Source organism: Floricoccus penangensis, from assembly GCF_001832885.1.
In the GTDB taxonomy this organism is placed as follows: domain Bacteria; phylum Bacillota; class Bacilli; order Lactobacillales; family Streptococcaceae; genus Floricoccus; species Floricoccus penangensis.
The window spans coordinates 1-16456 of record NZ_MKIQ01000001.1 but is presented as its reverse complement, the minus strand read 5'-3'; the positions used below and the strand labels follow the sequence as shown (position 1 = coordinate 16456).

The following is a 16456-nucleotide window of genomic DNA, read 5'->3' as shown; positions in this document are numbered from 1 at the left end:
GAGTAATAAAATTTTATAGTTTATAATTAAGACAATTAGAGTTCAATTTTATAGGAGATTATTAATGACTGAAACTAAGATACAGTTGCCAGAAGAGGTAAAAAAAGATTTGAATTTACATTCCTCTGATGAACTACAAGTAAAAATTGATGGTGATAGAATTGTCATTGAAAAATTAGAGAATATTCAAAGTGGACAAAATATTTCTTTGAGATGGTTTCTTGTTCCATCTATTTTAGCTAGTATTGCATTTTTTGTATACTTCAAATTTTATGAAAAAATAAATTATATTTCCTTTACAGGAGCAAATACCGTTTCAATTTCTACAATGACAATTGTTTTAGGACTTTTAACTGGTATCATCTCATTCGCCATTTTCTTTATTAAAGGTAAAAGGAGTGCTCAAAAAAATTTAAAGAATATATATTGGAGGAATTTCCCAGTTCTTTTAATTTCATTTGCAGTAATGTTAGGAATGGTTTTGTTAGCTATATTTTGGCTTTTTAGTATTATTTTTGAAGGTGCTAAGTTTGATATATACACATCAACATTTTTATTCTTTATTTTTGTAGCAGTTATTAATTATCTAATGATCTACTTTGCAGTAACTATCACACCAACTAGAATAATAACCTTATTTACTGTGGTAATTATCGGTGGAGTATTTATGGCAATGATTTCTAATAGAAACTTACAATGGTGGCATGTTAACCTTAGTTTTCTAGGAACTGCAAAAGCTGCTTCTTCATGGCAATTCAACTTAACGCTTATATTATCAGCATTTCTTTTACTTACACTTACAGATTATATTTTTAGTATTTTGAAGGAAAATATGCCTAAAAATACCGGATTAATGATTCTACATGTTTTAATGACAATTACAGCACTTAGTTTAGCGGGCGTTGGTATTTTTCCAAATAATAAAGATACCTATTGGCATGTACTGCATGACAAGTCAGCAAATATGTTAGTTTATATGATTGTAATAATGATAATTGGTCTTAGATGGTTATTACCAAATGTTAAAAAAGAATTTTTGACAATTTCATATGGAATTGCGGCACTATTAGTTGTTGCTAATGTTTTGTTCCAAAATGTTGGTTATTTATCATTAACTGCATTTGAATTAATTGCATTTATTTTAGCATTTGCGTGGATTTTACTATTATTTCAAAATTTACAATCTTTATCAGGTATTGCTATTAAGTCATATGATGTGATTTTAGAGTAAATTTAAAAAAAGTTTAAATTTACTCTTTACAAATAGCAAAAATAATATATAATAATAAAGTACCGTTGAGAGACGGGCAAACAACAAATGGTCCGTTGGTCAAGGGGTTAAGACACCGCCTTTTCACGGCGGTAACACGGGTTCGAATCCCGTACGGACTATTTTTGGAGGATTACCCAAGTCCGGCTGAAGGGAACGGTCTTGAAAACCGTCAGGCGTGTAAAAGCGTGCAAGGGTTCGAATCCCTTATCCTCCTTTTTAATATCGCGGGATGGAGCAGTTAGGTAGCTCGTCGGGCTCATAACCCGAAGGTCGTAGGTTCAAATCCTGCTCCCGCAATACTTACATTGGTAAGAGCGGTAAACACCGATATGGCTCGGTAGCTCAGTTGGTAGAGCAATGGATTGAAGCTCCATGTGTCGGCGGTTCGATTCCGTCTCGCGCCATTTTAATAATAAGCGGGTGTAGTTTAGTGGTAAAACTACAGCCTTCCAAGCTGTTGTCGCGAGTTCGATTCTCGTCACCCGCTTTTGAACCACGGTTCAATTTTTATAACTTAATTCATTGAGAATTAGGGCGCATAGCTCAGCTGGTTAGAGCGCACGCCTGATAAGCGTGAGGTCGGTGGTTCGAGTCCACTTGTGCCCATTAATTTGGTACTAATTGCATGAGAGATACACCTGTTCCCATGTCGAACACAGAAGTTAAGTTTCATTACGCCGGAAGTAGTTGGGGGTTGCCCCCTGTGAGATAAGGTAGGTGCCAAGTTATAATCCGGCATAGCTCAGTTGGTAGTAGCGCATGACTGTTAATCATGATGTCGTAGGTTCGAGTCCTACTGCCGGAGTAGAGAGAGATCTCTTAAAAACAAATGGTCCGTTGGTCAAGGGGTTAAGACACCGCCTTTTCACGGCGGTAACACGGGTTCGAATCCCGTACGGACTATTTTTGGAGGATTACCCAAGTCCGGCTGAAGGGAACGGTCTTGAAAACCGTCAGGCGTGTAAAAGCGTGCAAGGGTTCGAATCCCTTATCCTCCTTTTTAATATCGCGGGATGGAGCAGTTAGGTAGCTCGTCGGGCTCATAACCCGAAGGTCGTAGGTTCAAATCCTGCTCCCGCAATACTTATATAGTTGATTAAAATAGAAATAAGACTAGGCGACGAGTAGCTGATGGAACTGTTGTTCATTGATACTAGTCAACGAAGTATTAATCTATTTTAAGTAATTATAAATATAGGTAAGAGCGGTAAACGCCACTATGGCTCGGTAGCTCAGTTGGTAGAGCAATGGATTGAAGCTCCATGTGTCGGCGGTTCGATTCCGTCTCGCGCCATTTTTAATAATAAGCGGGTGTAGTTTAGTGGTAAAACTACAGCCTTCCAAGCTGTTGTCGCGAGTTCGATTCTCGTCACCCGCTTTGAACTTCGGTTCATTTTTTTTTGTAAAACTCTTTTATATAAAAGAGGGCGCATAGCTCAGCTGGTTAGAGCGCACGCCTGATAAGCGTGAGGTCGGTGGTTCGAGTCCACTTGTGCCCATATGTAAGAATCTAGAAATAGATTCTTTTTTTTATAAAAAAATTTAAATGTATATAATTGTTAGAAAATTAAAATATTAATTGTTTAATTATATAAATTTTTATATAATTAAAAATAGGAGAAAAATCAACTCAAGAAGGAGCGGAACATTCTTAAAGATAATTTTAAATTTTTTGGAGTTCAATTGTAGTTGATTCAATTGTAGTTGATTAGTATATTTATGAAAAAATACTTTAAAAGTAATAGAAAAGAATTCATTATTTATTTAATTGCGGCTACAATAACATCGCTTCTAACAGCAGGTATGGGGTTCCTCTATAGTGGATTGACATCAACAGCATTAGGAGATGATTTTCAAAAGTTCATTTTAATGGCAATTTTTGCAGTTATATATTTGTTGTTTGATGCATATTTTGACTATGTACCAAGAGCTACAAAGTCGGTCCTCGTCAATTCAGTTATGAATTCAATGAGAATGGACTTAACCACACACTATCTTAAGAAAGATTTGTATTCATTGAATCAAGAAGATCCATCAGTAAGGACCAATAGACTAGTAAATGATTTAGATGTAATTGAAAATGAGTATTTGCGCCCTATATTATCTATTATTCAAACTTCATTTTTATTTATATTTTCTTTAATGGGTGCTTTCTATCTTCAAGGAATGCTCACAATTATTATGTTAGTAATCTGTTTTGTTCCTTTTCTTGCACCATTGATCAACCAAAAAATCCTATCTTCCAATAAAAAGGATTATCAAGAAGCTAAAAAAAGTTATTTAGGAGTATTTGAGAGCTTCTCACGAAATATTTCAACTGTAGTAATTACCAACTCGCAAAAAGTATTCAATAGAATGCTTGGTAAATCAAGCCAAGATATGAAAGATTCAAATGACGAATTTAAAAAGCAAGAATCTAAAACAATTGCTATTTCTTACGGTTTGAGTAATATCGTCTATTCGGGTACATGGATTATTGGGGGTGTTTTTGTTTTTAATAAACAACTTACAGTTCCAGGACTGATTGCTATGACAATTCTTATGAATACAGTGGCAGGTCCCATACAGTACTTAAGCGAGCTAGTAACGGATCTCTCATCAAGTAAAGAAGTAGTAAAAGATTACTTTGATACAATTAAAGACGATCCTATTGATAGGGGCAAAAAAATTAACTCTTTTTCTGAAGAAATAATAAAGTTAGATTTAGATAATGTTAACTACTCAGTAAAAGGAAAAGAGCTTTTTGATAAATTAAACTGTGAATTTGATAAAAATAAAAAATATGCAATAAAAGGTGAGAGTGGAGCTGGTAAAAGTACCCTCCTTCAAATTTTAATGGGAATTATCAGACCTGATAAAGGATCTGTTAAAGTTAATGGTCTCAATTTGCAAGAGGTGAATTCTTATGATTATTACGACCACATAGCATACGTACCTCAAAAAACTGCAATTTTCCCTGCAAGTATTGCTGAAAATGTTACAATGTTTGGTCCAGTTGATGCTGAGAAAGTTAAGATATGTCTAGAGAAGGCAGGATTATCTAAATTAATTTCAGGCTTTGAAGCTGGTATTGAGACTAAACTTACAGCTGAAACTAAATTATCTGGTGGAGAAGAAAGACGCTTAGACATTGCACGCGCATTATATAGAGATGCTAATGTTTTGATTTTTGATGAACCTACAAGTGGTCTAGATTCTATCAATGAAAATCTAATATCTGAGGCCATTGGAAAAATAGAAAATAAGATAATTATCGTAGTTACCCACTCCAATAGTAAAGAATTTTTAGGAAACTTTGATCAAATATTAAAACTGGAAAATGGAAAATTAAATATATAAAAAAGATGCTCCTTTAATAGGGCATCTTTCCTTCTGTTATAGGGAGCTTGTCAAGTTCATCTTTAGTCAATAACAAATCTGAATACGTGGAAATATTATTGAAGTTAATATTTTTCTTACGTTTATTAATATTATCAAGATATATACTTTTATTTTTATTTAAATATTCCTTGTCAATATTTAGATTTTCTCGTTGGCTTCTTATAACGAATGTACTTTCTTTATCTTTTTTTCCAAATATTTTTTTGTGGACAATTGCACTATTAATTAAGATATTATTCCTATCCTCATTAATTGTATTTGTAGATGTGATGGTAGGTAGATCAATAAAAGGTTTCTGCGTTTTAAAGTATATTACATATTCAAAGTCTTCAGCTAAAGTGACTTTTTGACCAGTTGATTTATTAATAATATCTTGTTGAGGAAGATGATATTTTTCAACTTTTGTGACTTGAATATCATTTTTATTTAGTTCACTTAGATCAAAGAAAGTGATTATAAATAAAGTTATTAATAAATATACAAATATGATAGTAAATATATAAATTAAATACTTCATCCATTTTTTCTTTTTAGAATCGAAGTTTAGTTCGTTAACCATTTTTTTATCTTCTTTTAAAAGATAATCAAGAGGTAAGTCAAAATACTCAGAAATTTTTACGACTTGTTCTAAATCGGGATAAGATTTATCATTTTCCCATTTAGAGATTAGTTGACGGGTTACGAAAAATTCGTTAGCCATATCCTCTTGTGTAAGTTCCCTATGAGTTCTTTCTTCTTTTATAATTTGTCCAATTTTCATAACTCAACTCCATTTACTTGTAATTGTATTAAAATCGCTCAATCAAAAGTTAATCTATGATTTGTTTTTACTCAAAGGTAGTTTATTAAGTTCTTCTTTTGAGGCAATTAAATCAGCGTATGATGGAATGTTATCCCAATCAATATTTTTATTAGCTTTATATGGGTCATATAAGTAGATGTCTTTATTTATATTTGTGTTATCACCTTCAAAATTATATTCTGATAATAATCCGCGATTACTACGAATAGATATCTTACCTTTCTTAATTTTTTTCCCAAATATTTTTCGACCAGTATTGATTTGAGTAACAATTTTTTCTTCATTTGTGTACAATTCACGTCCAAACACATTAGATAGATCTACAAAAGCTTTATTAGTTTTAAAGTATATAGTATATTCAATATCTTCAGGTAAAGTTAGTTCTTGTCCTGTTTTACTATTTTTGAGTTTCTTTTCTGGTAAAAGTATTTTTTCAATTTTAGTAATCTCTATATCTTTTTTTGTTAAAGAAGCTCCATCATAAAATGATATCAAAAAAAATGATACTACTAAATAAAAGCTTAATGTGATGAGGAAGTAAATCAAATACTTCATCCATTTTTTCTTTTTAGAATCGAAGTTTAGTTCATTTACCATTTTTTTATCTTCTTTTAAAAGATAATCAAGAGGTAAGTCAAAATACTCAGAAATTTTTACGACTTGCTCTAGATCAGGATAAGATTTATCATTTTCCCATTTAGAGATTAGCTGACGAGTTACGAAAAATTCGTTAGCCATGTCCTCTTGTGTAAGTTCTCTATGAGTTCTTTCTTCCTTTATAATTTGTCCAATTTTCATGACACGTGCTCCATTTATTTATTAAATCAATTATATCATATAAAAAAGTACATATATTTAGAAATAGCTTAACCACGCGCCTGCAACAATTTGTTGCGGGTCTTTTTTATACATGTTAGCTACTGTTTCTCATCAAATTCTGACATGTTATTCTTCATTTCTTTAATATTACTCCTTTAGATTTTATATTAAATATATAAATATTAGGTAAGGAAAAAATATGAAAGAAAAATATTCTGGACTAGATATAAGTCAATTTATATCATCAATATTAATAATCTTCATCCACTCAGGACGAATGTTTGAAAACGACTTGGCACAATTTATTTTAAAATCAGGACTTTGCCGAATAGCCGTCCCACTATTTCTTATAACAAACGGATACTTTTACCGTAAGATGTCACTATCTACCCCTAACTATCACCCAATATATGTCAAAAGGCAGCTCAAAACGTACTTACTATGGTCAGTCGTCTATCTACCCTATGGTCTACAAATGCTCTCTAACTTCAATATAGAGGCGAAATACTATCCATTAGCTCTCATCTTCGCCTTAATGTATCTTGGTGTCTGCTACCATCTCTGGTATTTCCCAGCCCTCATATTTGCCATATGGTTAGTTGAAAAGTTGAAAAAATACCTATCCTACAAATTACTAGTAGTCCTAGCACTTATCTTCTATAGCTTTGGCGCTCTAGAAACATATTCATCTTATACCAGGGGAACAGCTCTAGGGCAAATGTTCGATCAATATAAAAGCATCTTCTTTACCAGTAAAAATGGCCTATTCTTTGCTTTCATCTTTATCCTACTTGGTTTTATCATTCACGACTTTCAGCAGGCGAAAATTTTCAAGCAACATATCCTTGTAAAACTAATAATCTCTATCTTTATTTATTGTTTAGAAGGAAAAGTAATATTCAATAATCAAGGATATGACAAAAATTTTATCTTTAGCTTAATTATTCTGGTACCGATAATATTTCTACTAATCATCCAATCAAAATTCAAATGGAATAAATCTTGGATTTTAAGAAGCTACAGCAAGAAATTGTTCCTCCTACATCCTATGTTTTTGGAAATAATAAAAATGAGTATTGAAAATAGTGGAGTAGAAAAATTTCAAGGTTTTCCTTTATTTCTATCAACTCTAAGTAGCTGCCTAGCTTGTATTTTTATAGTAGATAAAATTATAAGTAATTCAATATTTAATCAAAGAAGAATAAAAATACCAAATAAAGTAAATTAAATTTTAGGAGAATGAATGGTTAGGAATTCAAAAATTAAATACCATATTTTTATAATTATATTGGTAGCATTTACATTGGTTATTCCTCAATTAATTACTAGAAATATGATTATGGGCTCAGATTCAATTTTTCACTTCAATCGTTTTTATGATACTAGTCAACAAATTAAAGAAAAGAATTTTCAATATTTTATTAGTATGTATGGTTTTGAGCAATCAGCTCGTATTGTAAATGCTCTTTACAGTCCATATATAGCTTATATACATGGATTAATTGTCTTAATTAGTAGGAGTTGGTTTACTTATCAAGTAAGTTCAAATTTTCTTCTATACATATTATCAGGTATCTCTATGTATGTATTTTTACTGAGAGCTAATATAAAAAATCCCTTTATTTTATATTCTAGTATCCTTTATATGACCACCTATTCCGTACTCTATTGGGTTATAAGACAAGGATTTTCAAGTTGGGGAGCAGTTGTCATGCCTTTTTGTTTTAGCCTTATCTTTGAGCTTATACAAAGTAACTACAAGATTCCAAAATTTAGGTTAGGAATATATCTTGCTCTTGCTTTACAAGTGCATATGTTATCAGCATTTATGATAACTATTGCTTATCTTATAAGTTTCACATTCGCTTTTGCTAAGACTACATCTAAGAGAGGATTCATATGCGATATTTTAAGAGAAATAATAATTTTCATTCTCCTGACATTAAATATTTGGACTTCATATTTTACGATACTATTTTGTGACTATATTACCCAACCATTTATTAATATAGATATGAATTTAAGTACTATCACACAAAATAGTTACTATTGGCTTATCAATCCAGTATTTCTTTTGCCAATATTAGTTATTACATTGGTCTATCTACCTAGAAATTGGAAGAGATTTTTTGATGCTGATAAAATCTTATTTATTATCATGCTAGTATATTTGATACTATCTACTAATCTTATACCATGGAACTACTTGGTGAAAATAAATTTTTATCTCGCACAATTAATTCAGTTTCCTTTTAGATTTTTTATTCCAGCTACTATTATCTTAATTTATTTATTCACAAAAATTTTTCAAGATACTAAGTTGAAAATTGATAAGCACAAGCTAATGAAATTAATTATATTAATTAGTATCATACAAGTGGTTACTTTAGTTTTATTTACTTTGAATACTTGGAACAGCAAGGAAAATTTTCTTAAAACAGGTGATAAGACAGTATATTTATCTAAAGAGTTTAAGTATATTAAAGAATCATTTTATGATAAGGATAAGTCAAAAAGTTTAGCGTTAGTTAGTAAGGGAACAGCTGATTATTTACCTGATAATTTTACAAGTAGTAAATCTATAAGTAAATACGATGTTTACGAAGAAGAAATAATTAAAATAAATCCTGAATTTAAAAAATATGTAAAAAACAATAGTTTGATTATCGAATGGAAAGGAAATAATCAAACTAATAATATTCCCATTGTTACCTATAAAGGCACACAATTAAACCTAAATAATAAAAAATTAATTGGTGAAAACTATAGCTTGTCAGAAATTGGTAGTTTAAATATAAAGAAGGACATTTTAAATATGGAAAATACCTTATCTGTAAACTATGTTGACAATATATTTACACGCATGTCAATAATATTTACACCTTTATCATGGTTGGTATTTATTATTTTGCTATTAATAGAAAGAAGGAAAAATTATGAATTTAGAAATTAAAAATGTAAGCAAATCTTATAGAGATAAGTTAGTTATAGATGACATAAATCTGACTTTAGAACCAGGACTCTACGGATTATTAGGAGCAAATGGTGCAGGCAAATCAACACTAATGAAGATGATTTGTAATGTTAGTAGAACCTCAAAAGGTGAAATTACTTATAATGAAAATAATATTGTAAATAATAAAGAATTTTTGGATGACTTGGCTTACCTTCCTCAAGATTTTTCTTACTATCCTGAGTTTACAGTGATTGACTTCATGCTTTACATGGCAGCCTTGAATGGTATGAATAAAAAGATTGCAAAAAATAAGACTTTTGAAGTCTTAGATAAGGTAGGGCTTAATCGAAATTTATCTAAAAAGAAGATAAAGACACTATCTGGCGGAATGAAACGAAGATTGGGAATTGCTCAAGCCATTTTGGATGATCCAAAGGTATTAATTATTGATGAACCAACAGTTGGACTTGACCCCAAAGAGCGTGTTCGTTTTAGAAATATGATTAGTGAAATTGCTGAAGATAATATTGTTCTTCTATCAACGCACATTGTTTCCGATGTTGAATATATTGCTGACGAGATTATTATTTTGAAAAATGGTCAAATTAAGAACATGGGAACAGCACAAGAACTACTTTCTGAAATTGAGGGATTAGTATGGGAGGTAAATGTAAGTGCGCGTGATGTCAAAGATTACCGTAAAGAATATACAGTTATCAATCAAAGACATGATACTGGCGGAGTACTTTTAAGAATAATCTCTGAAACAAGGCCAGCAGGAGATGCAGTGAGAGCAGATGTTACTTTAGAGGACTTATATTTAAGATATTTTCAGGAAGAGGTATAAAAATGTTTAATATTTACAAATTTGAAATAAAAAAAATACTAAAAACAAAATTATTTATAGGTTCTTTTGTAATTTTTTTATTGGCACTTACAGGGATTTACTTCTTAAGTTTTGAGGTCTCAAGATTAAATGACAATGCTCAACAGGTGGCAAAAAGTCACGAAGGAGACTTCACAGATGAAAAACTTAATCAAATAATAGATGATTATATGGTAAAATTTCAAGATGAAAGGAAGGCAGGTACATATAAAATAGAAAATAATATGGATGTATATACTTGGTTCATATTTGATAATTTTGATAAAAATTCAAGGGACAGAAGTTCTTATGTTAAGATTGATGAAGCTGTAAAAAGTGGTAAGACGCTTAGAGTTACAGATATTGATTTGAAAAAAATCTCTGACCTTAACTTTCCTAAATTTAATAAACCACTCTATACTAGTAGTTATTATGGATGGTATGACTTATATAATGCTACTAGTATGGTGATAATGGCAATAGTTATTTTTACTATTATTCTATTAGCGGGAATTTTTGCAGGAGATACTGAAAAAAATATTAATCAAATATTACTGACAACTAAATACGGTCGTTCAAAACTTATTTCAGCAAAGATTTTAGCAGGATTTACGATAACAAGTGGAATATTTATTTTAGCAAATCTATTAACATATGCCGTATTTCTATACTATTCAAGTAGTTTAGGATGGAATACTAGTATACAACTTAACTTTATGCTTGAAGTGTTCACATTCCCAGTAGAATTAAATCAATTTCAAGTGTATATCTTATTATTGCTCCTTCAGTTCACTGGACTTTTGGCAATCTCAGGTATTACTTTATTGCTTTCATCATTAAGCAAAGCATCATTTCCTGTTTTAGCTATATCAGTTGGCTTATATTTATTACCTCTTATTTTTGAGAAATTCAATAAACCATTTCTTACAAAGATTGGTAATTTATCACCAGTTAAGAATCAATCAGTACTTGAATTATTAAATATACAAGATAGAGTTTTCATCTCAAATAATTTCCAAACTAATCTTCTATTTTTGATGCTAATTTTCATTTCAGTAGCCTTGTTTTCAAATATTTTTGTTTATCAAAAAGAAAAACATTCTTATATTAAATAATGTGCTAGAATATTGGAAAAAGGGGGGTGAGATATCATGGAAAATTTTATCAGTCGAATATATCTAGATGGATTTGACGAGGATTCTTATCTATTTGAAATCGATGGTTTAAAGAAATTTAAAGAGCTTGATTTTACTAGTCCAATAACAATATTTACAGGTGAAAATGGAAGTGGAAAATCTACCTTACTTGAAGCAATTGCTGTAAATTGGGGTTTTAATCCTGAAGGGGGAAGTAAAAACTTCAATTTTTCAACTCATGATACACATTCACCTCTTTATTCTTCTATAAGATTAGCTAAATCTTTTAGACATGCTAAAGATGGTTTCTTTTTTAGAGCTGAAAGTTTTTACAATGTAGCAAGTAATGCTCAAGATATTGGGATTGGTATTGAGAATGGATTTATAGAATGGGGAGGAAAACCATCACATGAGCAGTCACATGGAGAAAGTTTTCTAAATCTCGTTAATAATAGATTTAGAGGTGATGGACTTTATATTCTAGATGAACCAGAGTCTGCTTTATCCATGCAAAGGCAATTATCACTAATGGTCAGTCTAAAAGAACTTGCTGATGAGGGTTCACAGATTATCATTGCAACACATTCACCATTGTTACTTTCACTTCCAGGTGCACAAATTATCTCACTTGATTCAGACAGTCCACTTGAAATTGACTATCAGGATAGTAAACCATATCAATTGTTAAAACTTTTTTATGAAGACAAAGAATTACTCTTTTCAAAATTATTTGATTGATAAAAAGACTCAAGGCCAGAAGACCTTGAGTTTTGTCGTTTATTTATAGTCACTTAAAAATAGGCTAATATATCGTTATGATTTATACTAATAAGCTTGTTTATTTAAAATATAATCGACATCGGAGTAAGACGTAGCGACTCATCTTGATGAACGCTAGTTATATCCTCATTTTTCACTTAAATATTTGAAGACTAAATCTTGTGATAAAGAAGCGATGTTTTTTCCATTATCTTCTATATTGACAATGACATTTTTTGATAAAAGTGAGAATACATCAATCATTTTTGAATTTATATTTATTCGAGGAGCTTTATCATCAATATTTGCAGCAAGCATTGGTCTATTAGCAAGAAATTGTAAAATAGTTTCTTTTCCATCTTCATCACGGTGAGTTTCCTTAAAGAAGTCACGAACAAAATCATTAGCAGGATTATCTGAAATGTTTTCCGGAGTATCGCACTGAATAATTTGTCCATCTCGCATAATCGCAATTCTATCCGCTAGAAGTAATGCCTCTTGCATATTATGAGTTACAAATACTATAGTTGTTTGCAAATTTTTATGAATATCGAGGACTAAATTTTGAAGGGACTCTCGAGAGATTGGGTCTAATGCACTGAATGGTTCATCCATAAGAATAATATCGGGCTTAGATGCAATAGCACGTATAATACCAACCCTTTGCTGCTCTCCACCAGATAGTTCCTTTGGATAGCGTTTGAGATATTTTTCAGGACTTAATCCAACCTCTTGTAACAAATTACTTGCAAGATCTTTCATATCTTCTTTCGACCATTTAAGCATAGATGGTATAAGCTCAATATTTTCCTTAACAGTCATATTAGGGAAAAGAGCAATTTGTTGCAAAACATAGCCCATTTGCCAACGCATTTTCTGTAGGTCATATTCATGAATATCCTTACCTTTGAATAAAATCTCCCCACTAGTTACAGGTATTAATCCATTAATCATCTTTAAACTAGTAGTCTTACCACTTCCAGATGGACCAACTAATACAAAAATTTCACCCTCTCTTATTTGTAAATTAATATCTTGAAGGGCCTTTTTCTGGTCATAATTTTTATTTACATCTTTGAATTCAATAATATTTTTCATTTCTTTTCCCCCACAAGTCCTTCTTTGACTAAATAGTCATGGGCGACATCATGAGTCTTACGTCCCTTAACATTGACCTGGTAGTTCATCTCTATCATTTGATCCTCAGTCACACGACCGGCTAACTTATCGAGAGCCTTTACAACGTCTGGATTAGCATCCTTAAATTTTTGTGTCATAAGAGGCGCGCCTTGGTAGGCTGGGAAAATACCCTTGTCGTCTTTCAAAGTAACAAGGTTATATTGCCTTATTTCACTGTCTGTAGAGTATGCGTCAATTAAATTGATATCTCCCTTATTAATTGCTTGATATCTAAGAGCAGGCTCCATAGACTGAACACTAGGTATTTCTATATTATAAGCTTTTTCAATTCCTTTTAGGCCATCTTCCCTGTCAATAAATTCAAGTGTGAAGCCACCTTTAAGATTTTTACTTATCTTTTTTAAATCACTTATATCTTTTAAATTATTGCTGCTAGCAAATTCTTTTTTAACAGCAAGTGCGTATGTATTTTCATACTGCATTGGTTTAAGATAAGCCATATTATCTTCTTTTTTAAGTAATTCTTTAGCAAGTTTGTATGTACCCTCAGCACTTTTATCAATTTTTGTTTCATGTGGAACATCGACCAAACTCTCCAAGACTGTTCCTGTAAATTCCGGATAGATATCTATTTGTCCTGCCTTTAAAGCATTGAAAAGAAAGCTAGTTTTACCAAAGTTTTCCTTTAATTTAACATCAACATTGGGATTTTCTTCTTCAATTAACTCCTTATACATATTAATAATAATTTCTGGTTCAGCACCAAGTTTACCAGCAATTGTTATTGTCTTAGCTTGCCTATTATTAATATTTTTTACAAGAACACCTCCACTTATTAATAAAATAAAAGAAAGCATAACTAAAATTATAGTTTTAAAAGATTTATTTTGAAGAAATTTTATAAAGCTACTGAATATTATTGCAAGAAGTGCTGAACAAGTGGCCCCAATAATTGTCAACGAAGGATCATTTCTGTCAATACCTAAAAGTATAAATGAACCCAGACCACCAGCTCCGACTAAAGCGGCAAGAGTAGCAGTTCCAATTATTAAAACTAAGGCAGTTCTAATACCTGAAATTATTACCGGCATAGCTATTGGTAACTCAAACTTTACTAGTTTTTGCACTTGGCTCATACCAAAAGCAGTACCGGCTTCTTCTAGAGAAGGGTCAATTTCTGAGAGACCTATATATGTACTTTGAAAAATAGGTAGTAAAGCATATATTACTAATGCAATAAGAGCAGGTGTTGTTCCGATACCAACAAAAGGAATGAGCAAACCTAGCAATGCAAGTGAAGGTATAGTTTGAAGAACACTTGTTATTTGAAGAATGAATTCAGCACCCTTTTTATAGCGAGAAAAGAATATAGCTAATGGAAGTGCAATAATTACTGCAATAATCAATGCAGTTAAGGAAATGGAAATGTGTTGGATTAGTGCCTTGAAAAGATCATCTTTTCTCTCAATAAATGTTTCTATAATTTTATTCATAAAATGACTTTCTACGTTTTTTATAAGTTCTTATTACTTAAGATAATAGCAAATATTTACATATATATGAATTAATAAACATAAAAATTAATTTACAAATAAAAAAAAGTAGCCTTAAAGGCTACTTACATCTCTATACTTTAGTTTAAATCTATCTCTATACTGTTATTATTTATTTTAATTTTATATCGAACTGAAATTTATTTTAGTACCAACCGTTTGCTTGCCAGAAAGATAAAGCACCTTCCCATGAACCGTAACGTCCGTTAACGTAAGCATCTGCTACACGTTCTTGGTTAGCAGGGCTATAATCACCATTTAAGTAAGATGAATCTAATTGGTAGCGTCCAATATAACGTCCGTTAGTTGCTGAATAAGAACCTGAAGATTCTTTTTGTGCAATCCATTCTTTAGCAGATGAAGAATTACCAGTATAAGAAGCTTCTTGTTTTGCAGGAGCAGTTGGTTGTGCAGGAGCAGCAGGTTGTTCTGTATGAGTAGTTTCAACCGGAGCTTGGGCTACAGGAGCTTCTGTTACAGCAGGAGCCGTAACTTCTTGAGCTACAGGAGCAGCATCTTGGAGTGAAACAGTTTTTTCTTCATTAGTGTTTGTATTAGTGAATGTAACAGTTAAGTTGTCAGTATCAAACTTAATAACTTCACCAACGTAGATTAAATTAGCATCTTGAATTTTATTCAAGCTAGCGAGTGTTTTAACATAATCAGCACTTCCAAGGTATTTTTGAGAAATAGATGAAAGAGTGTCACCAGATACAATTTCATGAGAGATTGTTTCTGCGTTTGCTGAAGTGGCACCAAAAGCTGCCGTTCCTAATACTGCACCAGTTGCTAATATCGATTTAATATTCATAAGTAAAATGAATCTCCTTTTATGTTTTTTTATGTTTGTTTTTATTTTCTTGTACAAACATATTAAAACAAAGTAATATTACAATGATATGGGATATATGTATAAGTTTGGTTTCAAATATTTCTTATTTATTACAACAGTTGATTAAAAAAAGGTAAATTATGTATATCTGTTGAGTTAGAATAAGGTTTTTAAAAATACGTTTTCTTCTATATAATACGAAATAATATACAAATTATTAATCATTTCCATATCCAGTAAAATGAAATATAACATAAAATATAAGATCACTGATTAATAACGATGTATTTTGCATCTAATTATTAATTAAGTATGTCGTATTTATAGATAATATTATATATTGATGTAAAACTACAATATATAATATAAGTTAAAATAGATAGATTTTAGTAAATTACAGATTACTAAATTGTTTTTTTATATTTTTAAATGAAATAAAGTTCTCCAGTTATCTATGATTCTTATTTGAAGCACATCACGTAGTGATGTATACTTTGAATATCATTAGAGACTAATTTTTATGTATTGAAAAAATCTAAATGAAAATTTCTGAAAAAACAGTTGACATAAGTACTCTCAAGTGATAAACTAATTAAGTTGTCTCGTGACGAAGCAATTATTTCTTTAACAAGAAAACTTTGTGAAAGTTTGAAAAAAGTTATTGACAAACAAATCTGCTAGTGATAAGATAATAACACTGTCAAACACCAAGTAGTTGACGAAAGAAGCTTGTGAAAAACTTTAAAAAAGTAGTTGACAACGATTCGTGGTTATGATAGACTAATAAAGTTGTCTGAGGGCAACGAGATAGACCTTTGAAAACTGAACAAAGCAAAACGAACCAAAAGTGCAGGGCGAATGATTAAATCATTCAACTGTCAATTTTGACAATAAATAAGCAACAAAAACGAGCTAGCAACTTTAAAGTTGCTCGTAAATT

At 30.9% G+C, this 16456-nt stretch carries 12 protein-coding genes, 13 tRNA genes and 1 rRNA gene; 21 read left to right on the top strand and 5 right to left on the bottom strand.

Annotated elements, in window-relative coordinates; genetic code table 11:
• The first annotated feature begins 64 nt into the window (after nt 1-64).
• The 16 genes from BG262_RS00130 to BG262_RS00055 all read left to right on the top strand — a co-directional run bounded on the left by BG262_RS00130 (nt 65) and on the right by BG262_RS00055 (nt 4612).
• On the top strand, nt 65-1231 hold the full coding sequence (locus BG262_RS00130) for a DUF998 domain-containing protein (protein ID WP_070786863.1): 1167 nt from the start codon (nt 65-67) through the stop codon (nt 1229-1231).
• 89 nt (nt 1232-1320) lie between these two features.
• A tRNA-Glu gene (locus tag BG262_RS00125) sits at nt 1321-1392 on the top strand.
• A gap of 5 nt (nt 1393-1397) precedes the next feature.
• Nucleotides 1398-1487: transfer RNA gene (locus BG262_RS00120), tRNA-Ser, on the top strand.
• A 9-nt stretch (nt 1488-1496) separates the two neighbouring features.
• Nucleotides 1497-1570: transfer RNA gene (locus BG262_RS00115), tRNA-Met, on the top strand.
• Between the two features lie 34 nt (nt 1571-1604).
• Nucleotides 1605-1677: transfer RNA gene (locus BG262_RS00110), tRNA-Phe, on the top strand.
• 12 nt (nt 1678-1689) lie between these two features.
• Nucleotides 1690-1760, top strand: a tRNA-Gly gene (locus tag BG262_RS00105).
• 45 nt (nt 1761-1805) lie between these two features.
• Nucleotides 1806-1879, top strand: a tRNA-Ile gene (locus tag BG262_RS00100).
• 4 nt (nt 1880-1883) lie between these two features.
• A 5S ribosomal RNA gene (gene rrf, locus BG262_RS00095) occupies nt 1884-1999 on the top strand.
• 5 nt (nt 2000-2004) lie between these two features.
• A tRNA-Asn gene (locus BG262_RS00090) sits at nt 2005-2078 on the top strand.
• 26 nt (nt 2079-2104) lie between these two features.
• Nucleotides 2105-2176 (top strand) — tRNA-Glu (locus tag BG262_RS00085).
• Nucleotides 2177-2181: 5 nt separating this feature from the next.
• A tRNA-Ser gene (locus tag BG262_RS00080) sits at nt 2182-2271 on the top strand.
• 9 nt (nt 2272-2280) lie between these two features.
• Nucleotides 2281-2354: transfer RNA gene (locus BG262_RS00075), tRNA-Met, on the top strand.
• A 140-nt stretch (nt 2355-2494) separates the two neighbouring features.
• Nucleotides 2495-2567 (top strand) — tRNA-Phe (locus BG262_RS00070).
• Nucleotides 2568-2580: 13 nt separating this feature from the next.
• Nucleotides 2581-2651: transfer RNA gene (locus BG262_RS00065), tRNA-Gly, on the top strand.
• A 47-nt stretch (nt 2652-2698) separates the two neighbouring features.
• Nucleotides 2699-2772, top strand: a tRNA-Ile gene (locus tag BG262_RS00060).
• Nucleotides 2773-2992: 220 nt separating this feature from the next.
• The gene (locus BG262_RS00055; RefSeq protein ID WP_070786862.1) at nt 2993-4612 is read left to right on the top strand and encodes an ABC transporter ATP-binding protein; all 1620 of its coding nucleotides are present in this window, start codon (nt 2993-2995) and stop codon (nt 4610-4612) included.
• 13 nt (nt 4613-4625) lie between these two features.
• Here the strand turns inward: BG262_RS00055 and BG262_RS00050 are convergent, their stop codons facing one another.
• Both BG262_RS00050 and BG262_RS00045 read right to left on the bottom strand, forming a co-directional pair.
• Nucleotides 4626-5414: a helix-turn-helix domain-containing protein gene (locus BG262_RS00050; RefSeq protein ID WP_070786861.1), complete on the bottom strand. Its 789-nt coding sequence runs from the start codon at nt 5412-5414 to the stop codon at nt 4626-4628.
• Between the two features lie 54 nt (nt 5415-5468).
• Nucleotides 5469-6254, bottom strand: coding sequence for a helix-turn-helix domain-containing protein (locus tag BG262_RS00045; protein WP_070786860.1), 786 nt, complete (start codon nt 6252-6254; stop codon nt 5469-5471).
• A gap of 220 nt (nt 6255-6474) precedes the next feature.
• Between BG262_RS00045 and BG262_RS00040 the strand changes: the two genes are divergently transcribed.
• From BG262_RS00040 to BG262_RS00020, 5 genes are read left to right on the top strand one after another with little or no spacing between them, the layout of a single operon-like run.
• The gene (locus BG262_RS00040; RefSeq protein ID WP_070786859.1) at nt 6475-7503 is read left to right on the top strand and encodes an acyltransferase family protein; all 1029 of its coding nucleotides are present in this window, start codon (nt 6475-6477) and stop codon (nt 7501-7503) included.
• Nucleotides 7504-7563: 60 nt separating this feature from the next.
• Entirely contained in the window at nt 7564-9228 is a 1665-nt protein-coding gene (locus BG262_RS00035; RefSeq protein WP_158006623.1) for a putative glycosyltransferase family protein, read from the top strand.
• The gene (locus BG262_RS00030) at nt 9212-10078 is read left to right on the top strand and encodes an ABC transporter ATP-binding protein (protein ID WP_070786857.1); all 867 of its coding nucleotides are present in this window, start codon (nt 9212-9214) and stop codon (nt 10076-10078) included. The genes BG262_RS00035 and BG262_RS00030 overlap by 17 nt, the downstream gene beginning before the upstream one ends.
• A gap of 2 nt (nt 10079-10080) precedes the next feature.
• Nucleotides 10081-11211, top strand: coding sequence for an ABC transporter permease subunit (locus BG262_RS00025; RefSeq protein ID WP_070786856.1), 1131 nt, complete (start codon nt 10081-10083; stop codon nt 11209-11211).
• A 36-nt stretch (nt 11212-11247) separates the two neighbouring features.
• Complete coding sequence (locus tag BG262_RS00020) at nt 11248-11970, top strand: AAA family ATPase (RefSeq protein WP_083312835.1); 723 nt, start codon at nt 11248-11250, stop codon at nt 11968-11970.
• A 168-nt stretch (nt 11971-12138) separates the two neighbouring features.
• Here BG262_RS00020 and BG262_RS00015 read toward each other — a convergent pair whose 3' ends face one another.
• The 3 genes from BG262_RS00015 to apf form a co-directional block, all read right to left on the bottom strand.
• Nucleotides 12139-13089: an ABC transporter ATP-binding protein gene (locus BG262_RS00015; protein WP_070786854.1), complete on the bottom strand. Its 951-nt coding sequence runs from the start codon at nt 13087-13089 to the stop codon at nt 12139-12141.
• The gene (locus BG262_RS00010; protein WP_070786853.1) at nt 13086-14624 is read right to left on the bottom strand and encodes an ABC transporter permease/substrate-binding protein; all 1539 of its coding nucleotides are present in this window, start codon (nt 14622-14624) and stop codon (nt 13086-13088) included. Before BG262_RS00010 ends, BG262_RS00015 begins: the two co-directional genes overlap by 4 nt.
• A gap of 205 nt (nt 14625-14829) precedes the next feature.
• A complete protein-coding gene (gene apf / locus BG262_RS00005; RefSeq protein ID WP_070786852.1) occupies nt 14830-15495 on the bottom strand; it encodes an aggregation-promoting factor in 666 nt (221 codons plus the stop codon).
• Nucleotides 15496-16456: the final 961 nt, after the last annotated feature.